The sequence below is a fragment of the Propioniciclava sp. MC1683 genome (genome assembly GCF_014164675.1).
In the GTDB taxonomy this organism is placed as follows: Bacteria; Actinomycetota; Actinomycetes; order Propionibacteriales; family Propionibacteriaceae; genus Propioniciclava.
The window spans coordinates 21,882-32,352 of the sequence record NZ_JACJFX010000032.1 but is presented as its reverse complement, the minus strand read 5'-3'; the positions used below and the strand labels follow the sequence as shown (position 1 = coordinate 32,352).

General features: G+C 72.9%; 7 protein-coding genes. 4 read left to right on the top strand and 3 right to left on the bottom strand.

Annotated features, from left to right (window positions below; translation table 11 throughout):
- Nucleotides 1-133: 133 nt before the first annotated feature.
- The 3 genes from H5397_RS14470 to H5397_RS14460 are packed head-to-tail and all read right to left on the bottom strand — an operon-like array spanning nucleotide 134 to nucleotide 4,973.
- Nucleotides 134-1,744 carry a GTPase gene (locus H5397_RS14470; RefSeq protein ID WP_182818276.1) on the bottom strand — a complete coding sequence of 537 codons (1,611 nt, stop codon included), beginning with the start codon at nucleotides 1,742-1,744 and terminating at the stop codon, nucleotides 134-136.
- Nucleotides 1,734-3,578, bottom strand: a complete 1,845-nt coding sequence (locus tag H5397_RS14465) for a GTPase domain-containing protein (RefSeq protein WP_182818275.1) — start codon at nucleotides 3,576-3,578, stop codon at nucleotides 1,734-1,736. Before H5397_RS14465 ends, H5397_RS14470 begins: the two co-directional genes overlap by 11 nt.
- Nucleotides 3,579-3,584: 6 nt before the next feature.
- The gene (locus H5397_RS14460) at nucleotides 3,585-4,973 is read right to left on the bottom strand and encodes a PrsW family intramembrane metalloprotease (RefSeq protein ID WP_182818274.1); all 1,389 of its coding nucleotides are present in this window, start codon (nucleotides 4,971-4,973) and stop codon (nucleotides 3,585-3,587) included.
- Nucleotides 4,974-5,189: 216 nt separating this feature from the next.
- On the opposite strand from H5397_RS14460, the gene cobI reads away from it, so the two are divergent.
- The 4 genes from cobI to H5397_RS14440 are packed head-to-tail and all read left to right on the top strand — an operon-like array spanning nucleotide 5,190 to nucleotide 10,454.
- A complete protein-coding gene (gene cobI / locus H5397_RS14455; RefSeq protein ID WP_182818272.1) occupies nucleotides 5,190-5,930 on the top strand; it encodes a precorrin-2 C(20)-methyltransferase in 741 nt (246 codons plus the stop codon).
- A complete protein-coding gene (cobM, locus tag H5397_RS14450; RefSeq protein ID WP_182818271.1) occupies nucleotides 5,927-6,739 on the top strand; it encodes a precorrin-4 C(11)-methyltransferase in 813 nt (270 codons plus the stop codon). The genes cobI and cobM overlap by 4 nt, the downstream gene beginning before the upstream one ends.
- A complete protein-coding gene (gene cobJ / locus H5397_RS14445; protein ID WP_182818270.1) occupies nucleotides 6,736-9,216 on the top strand; it encodes a precorrin-3B C(17)-methyltransferase in 2,481 nt (826 codons plus the stop codon). Before cobM ends, cobJ begins: the two co-directional genes overlap by 4 nt.
- Nucleotides 9,213-10,454, top strand: a complete 1,242-nt coding sequence (locus H5397_RS14440; RefSeq protein WP_309224380.1) for a CbiX/SirB N-terminal domain-containing protein — start codon at nucleotides 9,213-9,215, stop codon at nucleotides 10,452-10,454. Before cobJ ends, H5397_RS14440 begins: the two co-directional genes overlap by 4 nt.
- Nucleotides 10,455-10,471 lie beyond the last annotated feature (17 nt).

Here is a 10,471-nt window from a genome sequence, read left to right as displayed (position 1 = left end):
GACGACCCCGCTGTCGCACTCAACTGCGCTGACTCACACTCGCGGCTCGACAGCCGCGGCGGCGTCCCACCCGCCACCCACGTCCAACCCGCCGTCAGATAGACGCCTTGTTCAGCAGGCTCCTAGGCCGCGCTCAGCGCGCCTTCGCCGTCGCCTCGCGCGCGGCCACCAAGCGGTCGAGCTCGGCCTGGATCGGGCCGACCACCTCGACGGCGGTCACCTCGGCGATCGAGTCGGTCAGCGCCTTGCGCGCCTGGCGCGCCTTGACCCGCGCGCCGGCCTCGACGAACACCCGGCTGAGCAGGGCGAGCACGATTCCCCCGGCGAGGCCACCCGCCGCGAGCAGCGTCTGGACCGGCCAGCCCTGCCAGCTGATGACCGGCAGGTCCATCGGCACCTGGGCGAACGCCAGCACGAACGGCAGGGCCAGCCACACCACGCCCACGATCAGGGCCAGGAAGAACACCCACTGCAGGATCGTGACCAGCACCCACCAGCCGTGGCCCCGGTCCATCTCGAGGTCGGTGGAGGCCACCGCCCCGTCGAGCCGGTCGGCGAGCAGCTTGTGGTTGCCGCGGGCGACCGAGCGGATCTGGTCCGACCAGCCGCGCGGCACGCCCGCGGTCGCCACGTCCAGGACGCCGCGCAGCGAGGCGTCCAGTCGCGCCTTCTGCACCGAGGTGGCCTTGGGCAGCGACGTGCGGCTGACGTCGGTGGGGCTGAGCTCGCGCGGGGACAGGCCCAGGCGCAGCTTGCGCAACGGGTCGGGCTTCAGCCGCTTCAGCCAGCTGACCATCGGCCAACCGGTGGCGATCGTCCCCCGGTGGCGCCACGCCTTGAGGACGCCGTCGACGACGACCGGCACCGCGGCGGCCTCCGCCATCGACTCGTTGAGGCGGTCCACCACCCCGCGGTCGAGGCGCGGAACAGGCTGGTCCCCCAGCTCCTCGGCGAGCAGCGCCGCCTGGCGCGTCACGTCAGCGGAGAAGCGCTGCACCTTGGCCGCCTTGGCGTGTGCGACCTCGGCGAGCAGGGCGCGCAGCTCGGCAACGCCCTCGCCGGTGAGCGCCGACATCGCCATGACGCGGGTGCGCTGCAGCCCCTGGGAGTCGAGCAGGCGGCGCAGGTCGGCCAGGGCCGCCCGGCGCTGCTCGTCGGTGAACCGGTCGACCTGGTTGAGGACGACGACCATGACCTCGGCGTGGTCGACCAGCGGCTTGAGGTAGCCGTCGTGCAGGGCCGCGTCAGCGTACTTCTGCGGGTCGACGATCCACACCAGCATGTCGACCAGCTCAACGAGGCGGTCGACGGTGAGCCGGTGGCTGACCTCGGTGGAGTCGTGGTCGGGCAGGTCGAGCAGCACCAGGTCGGCGAGGTCGGACTCCCCCGCCGGGACGAGGCTGCGCCGGCTGACCCCGAGCCAGTCGAGCAGCTCGACGGGCTGCTCGGTGCCCCACGAGACGGACATGGCCTCGCTCGTGGTGGGCCGGGTCACACCCGTGCGGGCCAGCTGGGTGCCGGTGACGGCGTTGAACGTGGACGACTTGCCCGAGCCGGTGGCGCCGGCCAGCGCGACGACCGTGTGGTCGCCGGCGATCGAGAGACGGTGGCCGGCCCGGTCGACCAGCGCGTCGGCGGCGTCCACCACCTCGTCGGACGCCCTCCCGCGGGCGAGGTCGATGGCCTCGTCCAGGTGCTGGAGGCGCACTGCGATGCTGGCGCCGTGCCTACGGTCACGCTTCATCGCGCACCTCCACGCGGTACCCCTCGTCGAGCGGGCGGGGGTCGAGGACCTCGCCGGTCAGCGTGGGGCCCGGCTGCGCCTCCACCGCCAGGCGGGCGGGGTCGAGCTCGGCGCGCGGGGCGCCCATCGGAAGCGCCGTGGTCTCGGCCCGCTGGGCCGAGAGGGCCTGCGTGGCCTCGCGCACCTCGGTGGCGATGGCGGAGTCGGCGCCGGTCTCGGCAATCGCGCGCAGGTAGCGGTTGAGCTCGGCCGACATCAGACCCTGGATGTGCTCGTCGAGCCGGTCCTTGGCCTGCTTGGCGAGCCTGCGGACGGCGTCCTCACCGAACACCGCCTCGAGCAGGCGCTGCGCCAGCAGCGCGGTGCCGCCGGCCACGCCGACCTCGGCGCCGGTGATGCCGCCGGTCTGGCTGAAGACCACGACCATCAGCGCGACGCCGATGCCGTTCACACCGAGCGCGAGGTAGCGGGCGGTGTTGCGCTTGGACGCCCCCACCTCGGACACGATGTCGAGCACGTCGCCCTGCCAGTCGCGGATGGCCTTCGACACGGCCGCGGAGAACTCCGGCGAGCTGTGGGACAGGTCCTCCCGGCTGGACTGCAGCACCTGGCGCCCGGCCGCGTTGGCGGCCCAGGCGGCCTCGGCGCGCTCGGCGGCGGCGTCGCCCTCCTCACGGACGAGCGCCTCCAGCCCCGACTCGACGGCCAGCTTGACCTCGTTGGCCTGCGGGGGTTCGCCCTTGAGGGTCGACCAGATCTTGTCGCGCAGCCAGCCGATCTTCTGCTCGACGGCGCGCATGAACTCGCCGGTGCCCACGAAGTCCTGCCAGCGCGCGAGCACCTCGCCACGCAGCAGGGTGCCGTCGGCGGTCTGGACGCCGATGGTGCGGACGGCCTCGGCGTAGCTCTTCTCGGCGTCGGCGCGCAGCTGGCCGAGGGCCTCGACCTGGCCGTCGACCGCGCCGGCGACCTCGGGCGAGCGGGCCACCAGCGAGCCGATCGCCCCGTCCAGGGTCTGCAACACGACGGCCTGCCGGCTGACCTGGTCGGCGGCCAGCGTGGCCAGCCAGGACCGGATCGGGGAGACGGCGGCGTCAGGGAGGAGGCCCTGGGCGTCCACGGTCGTCTCGGGGACCGCGAACAGCGGCGAGTGGGCCAGCCCGCGCTCGGTCATGAGGCGGCCCAGATGCGGGGGCACCTCCCCCATCGCGGCGGGCGGGACCCGCTGGAGGACGACCGCCACGGCGGCGGCGCGGTCGGCGGCGGCGCGCAGGTACTCCCACGGCACGGCGTCGGCGTAGCGGGCGGCGGAGGTGACGAACATCCAGAGGTCGGCCGCGGCGAGCAGCTGGGCGGCCAGGGCCCGGTTCTCGGCGACGACGGAGTCGATGTCGGGGGCGTCCAGCAGGGCGAGGCCCGGGGGCAGCGACGGCTCGGCGACGAGCTGCAGCGTGCTGGTGTCGTGCGCCTGGTCGAAGGAGCGGCCCAGCCCGGGGAGGATGCGCTCGGAGGAGAAGTACTCCAGGTCGCCGGGGTGGTGCACGAGGACCGGGCTGCGCGTCGTCGGCCGGATCACGCCGGGCCGGGACACCTCGCGCCCCACCAGCGAGTTCACCAGCGTCGACTTGCCCGCGCCGGTGGAGCCGCCGATGACGGCCAGCAGCGGGGCGTCCAGCGTCGCCAACCGGGGCAGGACGTAGTCGTCGAGCTGGGTGACCAGGTCGCGGGCGGACTTGCCCGCCTCCGCGCTGCCCGGGAGGCCCAGCGGCAGCCTGACCGCGGCCAAGGCGTCCCGCAGTCGGACCAGTGCCTCGGCGAGTGCCGCAGTGCTCATGCCTTCCTACCCTTTCGGTGGCGCCCACCGGGGGTCGACCGGCGAGTACTGCGGTGAGCCTATCGGGCCTTGCCCGCTCGGGGCAGCAAGCCGGGAGGCACGGCGGCGCCGCCACCACTGCACCGGGTTGGGCAGCTTGGGCAGGTGGAAGCGCTGGACCTTCGGGTCGGTGACCGCGATCGGCCACAGCTCACGGGCGCGGTCGAGCAGTTCGCGCTCGCGACCGTGGCCCGCGGCGTCCACGAGCCCGCGGAGCTGGGAGTCGCGCAGGTGGACCAGGTCGGCCATCGTGCGCTGGAGCCGGAACGTCGCCAGCAACGGACGCCAGCCGTGGCTGACCGCGTTGAACAGGCTGTGCCAGCGAGTGCGCTGCCGGCTGAACGCCACGAGGGCCTCCTCGGGGAGCCAGCCCATCGCGACGTAGTCGGTGAGGCGGGCCCGGTGGCGGCGTCCCTCGGCGAGCGCCTGCCGCACGAGGTGGATGAGCAGGGAGACCATGCCGATCCAGCCGACGACGGCCATGACGTTGGGGTCCATGCCGGTGCTGGCCATGAAGTTGAACACCATGTGGGCGCCCGCGGCGAGCAGGAAGCCGGCCAGCGGGGCGAGGATGCGCACCACCTTGCTGGCCGAGCGCAGGGCGATGATGAGCCCGATGCCGGCCAGGACCGTGAACAACGGGTGGCCGAACGCGGTCTTGAGCCCGCGCAGCATCACGATCTCGGCGAGCGCGGCCTCGGGGTCGCCGGTCTCGATCGTCGTGGAGGCGTACACGATGACGCGGCTGTAGTAGAGGATGTTCTCGGTGAAGGCGAAGCCGGCACCCGACAGCCCGGCCAGCGCCACCGCCTGCAGGCGGGTGACCAACCGGTTGCGCAGGGCCATCGCGATCAGGAACAGGATCGTGGCCTTGGTGGCCTCCTCCACGAACGGGGCGACGAAGACCGCCGTGCGGGCGCCGGTCGCGGGGTCGCCGTTGCCGACGATCGCCATCTCCTGGCCGGCCCAGGTGTTGATCACCATCGAGGACGCCGTGCTCACGCACGCGCCCCAGCCCAGCGCCAGCCACCACAGCACCGGCCGCATGGGCCGGAACCGGTCGACGAGGAGGAAGACCCCGATCCAGGCGGCCAGCGTGGGCAGGGCGAGTTGCGCCGAGCGGCGGATCGCCGACGCGTTCAGCCCCGGGATCACGCCGCCCTCGACGGGCGTCTCCTGGATGGAGGTCTGGTACATCCACAGCAGGCAGGCCGCGTAGATGAGGGTGGCACCGAGCGTCACCCACGTCCACGGGCTGGCGAGGGTGCGCCTGGCCCAGTGCTGCCTCGGCCCGGTGGGCTCGACCGGCAACCCGTTCGCGCGGCGTTCGCGCAGCGCGAGGTGGTCGAGACTCATGCGCCCCAGCGTAGTCGGGAAGACCGACGGCGTGCCCGGCAGCTTCACAGTGGTAGTTTGACGGCGTCGGCCGATGGCCGGCGCGTCGAATCCAGCGAAGTCGGTGTGATCCCGATGCTGTCGCGCAACGGTGATGCCCCGATCGAGGGGACGAGCCCGGTCGCCTGGCCCGGCGCCCCATCGTGGCCTCCGCAGCAGGGGCCGGAGAGGCATGCGATGTCCCGCCGCTTGATAGGGGTCGGCGTTGGTCCGGGCGATCCCGATCTTCTCACCCTCAAAGCCCACCGCATTGTCAGCACTGCGGATGTCGTTCTGGTCCCCGCAACCGAGGCGTCCGGCGACGGACCCGGACGCGCCGAACGTGTGCTCGCCGCCGCCTGCCCGGAGGCCTCCTCGAGGATCGTTCGTGTGCCTTTCAGCATGAGTGACCCGTCCGGCGTGACCGCGCGCCGGGCGGCTGCGTGGCAGACGTCTGCCGCGGTCGCCTGCGACGCCTTCGAGACCGGGGCCGACGTGGTGGCGTTCGCGACCGTGGGCGATCCCAGCGTGTACTCGACGTTCAGCTACCTGGCCGACGCCGTCCTCGAACGGTTCGGCGACGTCGAGGTCGAGGTGGTGCCGGGCATCACGGCGATGCAGGCGCTGGCCGCGGCGTCCCGGACGCCGTTGGTCGAGGGGGATGAGCGTTTGGGTCTCGTCCCGGTCAAGCGCGGCGTCGGCGACCTGGCCGCGCTGGGAGCCGAGGCGGACACGATCGTCGCCTACAAGATCGGCCGGCACTACGCCGAGCTGCGCGAGTACGTCGACATGTTGGGCGAGGACGCCGAGGCGATCGTGGGCATCAACGTGGGGACGCCCGAGCAGGTCATCGGCTCCCCCGCCGACTTCGACGAGGTGCCCTACTTCGGGACCATGATCATCACCGGGCGCCGCGCCCAACGAGGAGGCAGGCTGTGAAGGGAAAGGTCGTCTTCGTCGGGGCCGGTCCAGGCGCCCCCGACCTGATCACGGTGCGCGGCGCGCGCGTCCTCGCCGAGGCCGACATCATCATCTGGGCGTCCTCTCTGGTCAGCCCCGATCTGGTCGCCGGCCACAAGCGCGGTGCCGAGTTGATCGACTCCGCCTCCGCCTCGCTGGAAGACCTCACCCCGCTGTACGAGCGGGCCCGCGACGAGGGCCTGCTGGTGGCTCGGGTGCACACCGGAGACCCGGCCATCTACGGGGCCACCGCCGAGCAACGCGACCAGTGCCGCGCGGTCGGCATCGCGTTCGAGTCGATCCCGGGGGTGTCCGCCTTCTCGGCGGCTGCCGCCGCAGCGGAGGTCGAGTTGACGCTGCCCGAGGTGGCCCAGTCGTTGATCCTCACCCGCCTCGAGGGCGGCCGGACGCCCATGCCGCCGCGCGAGCGCGTCCGGGAATTTGCGCGCCACGGCACCACGATGGCGCTGTACCTGTCGGCCGCGCGCAACCGGGCCCTGCAGGAGGAACTGCTCGCCGGCGGGTACCCGCCCGAAACGCCCGTGATCATCGGGCACAAGGTGAGCTGGCCCGACGAGGTGCTGATTCGGTGTCGTCTGGACGAGCTGTCGGCCACGATGAAGGACCACCACTGGTGGAAGCACACGGTGATCCTGGTCGGCCCTGCCCTGGCCGAGGCCCCCGTGGCGAAGCGCTCGCACCTGTACCACCCCGGTTTCCGGCACGAGTACCGTGCCGCCGACCCGGACGCCGCCGACGACCTGCGCACGAAGGGGGCCCGGGCATGATCACCGTGTTCGGCTACCTGGGCTCCCCCCGCCCTTCGCTGGTGGACGCCCTCGGCACAGCTTCCCTGGTGGTCGGCGGGCTGCGCCATTTGGACGCGCTCGGCGTCCCGGAACCCCAACGCGTGGTCCTGGGTCCCATCACCCCGGCGATCGAGGCACTGTCTGCGTTGCAGGACGGCGAGGACGCCGTGGTCATCGCGTCCGGCGACCCACTGTTCTACGGCGTCGTGCGGCGGATCCGCATGGCAGGACTGCCCGTGCGTGTCGTGCCCGAGGTGGGCTCGCTGTCGGCCGCGTTCGCCGCAGTGGCCCTGCCCTGGGACGACGCCCTGTTCGTGTCCGCCCACGGCAATGACCCGACCCCGGCGCTGTTGGCGTGCGGGGAGCACCCGAAGGTCGGCGTCCTGACCGACCACCGGACGGGACTGCCACAGATCGTCTCTGCGACCACCGGGCTGGGGCGCTGGTACGTGTTGGCCGAGCGGCTGGGCGAGGCCGACGAGCGGGTCCGCGTGCTGAACGAAGCCGAAGCGCTGCGCGTCACCGAGCCGGCCCAGCCACACGTGGTGCTGGTGCTGGCCCACCATCCTGATGACCCCGCGGCCCTCGGCACCCAGTCCGGCCTCGCCGGCGCGGCCCCCGCGGCCACCCGTCCGGCGTCGGCACCGGCCCCGGTGCGCCCCGCTGACCGTGCCGCCCGCGTGCTCGGCCAACTCACCAACTCTCCCGCCGCACGGGCCCACGCCGACGCCATCGATGCAGCCCTGGGGGCGACTCGGCGCTACGACGGCAAGGCGTCCGAGCACCTCGCCGCCGCGTGGGCCGAGTGCGACCTGATCATCAGCCACCTCGCCCTCGGCGCCACCACCCGGCTGATCGCGCCCCTTCTCGCCGACAAGAAGACCGACCCGGGCGTGGTGGTGGTCGACGAGGCCGCTGCGTTCGTCGTGCCCCTGGTCGGTGGACACGTCGGCGGCGCCAATGAACTGGCCCGCCGGGTAGCGGACATCCTCGGCGCGACCCCGGCGGTCACCACGGCCACCGACGCCACGGGTATCCCGGGACTGGACACACTCGGCTGGGCCACCTCCGGCGATCTCGCCGGCGTCACCCGCGCCCTGCTCGACGGGGCGCCCGTGCAGCTGGTCCGCGCACAGCCGTGGCCGCTCCCGCCGCTGCCGACGAACGTCCGCGAGCCGGGGGTCGCGCGCGTTGAGCGCCGAGGTACCCACGAGACCGAGCTCCCCGATCTCGGCGACCCGGCCGCCCGCATCGTGGTCTCGGACGCTGAGGCTCCGCCGCCCGACTCCGCCGCCCACGACCTGCCGACCGTCACCCTCCACCCCAAGAGCCTGGTCGTCGGCATGGGCTGCAACCGCGGCACTCCTGCCACCACGCTCGACGCCCTGCTCAGCCAAACCCTCGCCGAGAGCGGGTGGGCGCGGGCGTCGATCACGGCGCTGACCAGCGTGGACGCCAAGGCCGACGAGCCGGGCCTGATCCAGCTGGCCGCCCGACTCGGGGTGCCGTTCATCACCTACCCCGCTGACGTCCTCGCGGACGTCACCGTCCCCAACCCGAGCGACGCCCCGCAGGCGGCGGTGGGCACGCCGAGCGTGGCGGAGGCGTCCGTGGTCGCGCACGGGGCGGACCTCATCGTCGAGAAGCACAAGAATGGCGAGGCGACCATCGCGATCGGCCGAATCGCCCCCATCGGCACGCTGGCCGTCGTGGGGCTCGGCCCGGGTGCCGACGACCTGTTGACGCCCCGCGCCCGCGACGTCCTGCGCGCATCCGCCGTGGTGGTCGGGTACCGGCCCTATGTGGCGCAGATCCGGCATCTGTTGCGCCCCGGAACCGAGATCATGGCCATCGGCATGGGCACCGAGGAGCACCGCATCGAGTTCGCCATCGCCAAGGCCCGGGAGGGCCGCTCGGTGTCGCTGGTCTGCGGCGGCGACCCGGCGATCTACGCGATGGCCTCACCGCTGCTCGAGAAGGGCACCGAGGGCGTGGACGTCCAGGTGGTGCCGGGCGTGACCGCTGAGTTGGCGGCGTCGGCGATCCTCGGTGCGCCGCTGGGGCACGACCACGTCACGATCTCGCTCAGCGACCTGCACACCGATTGGTACACCATCGAGCGTCGCCTGCATGCCGCAGCCGACGGCGATTTCGTGGTCGCGCTCTACAACCCGCGCAGTAAGAAGCGGCTGGCGCACCTGCCTCGTGCCCTGGAGATCCTGGGCGCACGGCGTCCACCCACGACACCGGTCGCCGTCGTGCAGGATGCCTCCCGCCCGAACCAGAACCACCGCGTCGCCGCGCTGGCCGACTTCGACCCGGACTGGGTCGACATGCACTCGATCGTGATCGTGGGGTCGTCCACGACCAAGCTCGTGCCGACGGGACAAGGGGCGTCCGCGATGGTGACCCCGCGGGACTACCACTGGATGAACCCCGACAAGGAGCCCCTGTGAACAACCCTGCGCTCGTCATCGCGATCCACGGCACCCGCTCCGCCGAGGGCCAGGCCGTCGGCCGCGCCCTCACACAGCGGGTGGCCGCCATGCTGTCCGACGTCGACGTCCGGGACGCCTACGTCGAGCTCGACACCCCCACCATCGCCGATGCGCTGGCGTCCGCGCTCGAGACGCAGCCCGACCGACGCGCCGTCGTCGTGCCGCTGATGCTGGGCCAGGGCGGCCACGTGTTGGAGGACATCCCTGAGGCGGTCGCCGAGGGCCGCGCCCGCGTGGGTTCCGCGACGGTCATCACGACCCCGCACCTGGGCCCGGACTCCCGCCTGCGCGCGGCCGTCATCGAGCGCGTCGCGGCGCAGCTCGGCGACTGGACGCCCGAGCAGGTCGGTGTCGTCTTCCTCGGCCGCGGGTGTTCGGTGACCCGGGCCAACGCCGATCACGCGCGCCTGAGCCGGGTTGTCGGGGAGGAGGGCGGTTACGGGTTCACGGTGCCCGCCTACATCCAGGTGGTGCGTCCGTCGCTGATCGACGCGCTGAACCAGCTCAAGGCGGTGGGGTTCCAGCGCATCGTGATCGCGCCGAACTACATGTTCCCCGGCCGGCTGCAGAACTCGGCGGCCCAACAGGCGGCAGACTGGGCGACCAACCACGGGATCGAGGTCCGGCTGGCCGACGTCATCGGCGACTGCGACGCTCTGGCCGAGGTCGTCGTCGACCGCTATCGGACGGGCGCCGCCAAGGCATCGGCCGGGCGGCGGGGACTGCACACATCGTCCGGGGAAGGTTCGCCGATGTACCTGGCCGGGCTCGACCTGCGCGGCCGCCGGGTGCTCATGGCCGGTGCGGGCACGGTCGCTGCACGCCGCGTTCCCGCACTGCTGGCCGCGGGCGCCGATCTGCACGTCGTCGCCCTCGCGGCCTGCCCCGACCTCGAGGCCTGGGCGTCCGGTGGTGCCCTGACGCTTGAGCTGCGTCCGGTCACCGAGTCCGACGTGGAAGGCGCCCGGTACGCCATCGCCGCCACCGACGATCCGGACGCCAACGCGATGGTCGCCGACGCCTGCGAGGCGCGTGGCATCTTCTGCGTGCGCGCCGACCGGTCCGACGCCGGCACCGCCCGGACGCCGGCCACCGGCACGTTCGAGGGCCTCACCGTGGGCGTCATCGGCGACCGCGTGCCCCATCGCTCGAAGCGGGCCCGGGACGCCGCCGTCGCGGCCGTCGCGTCCTTGTGAGACTGCCCCACCGGCGT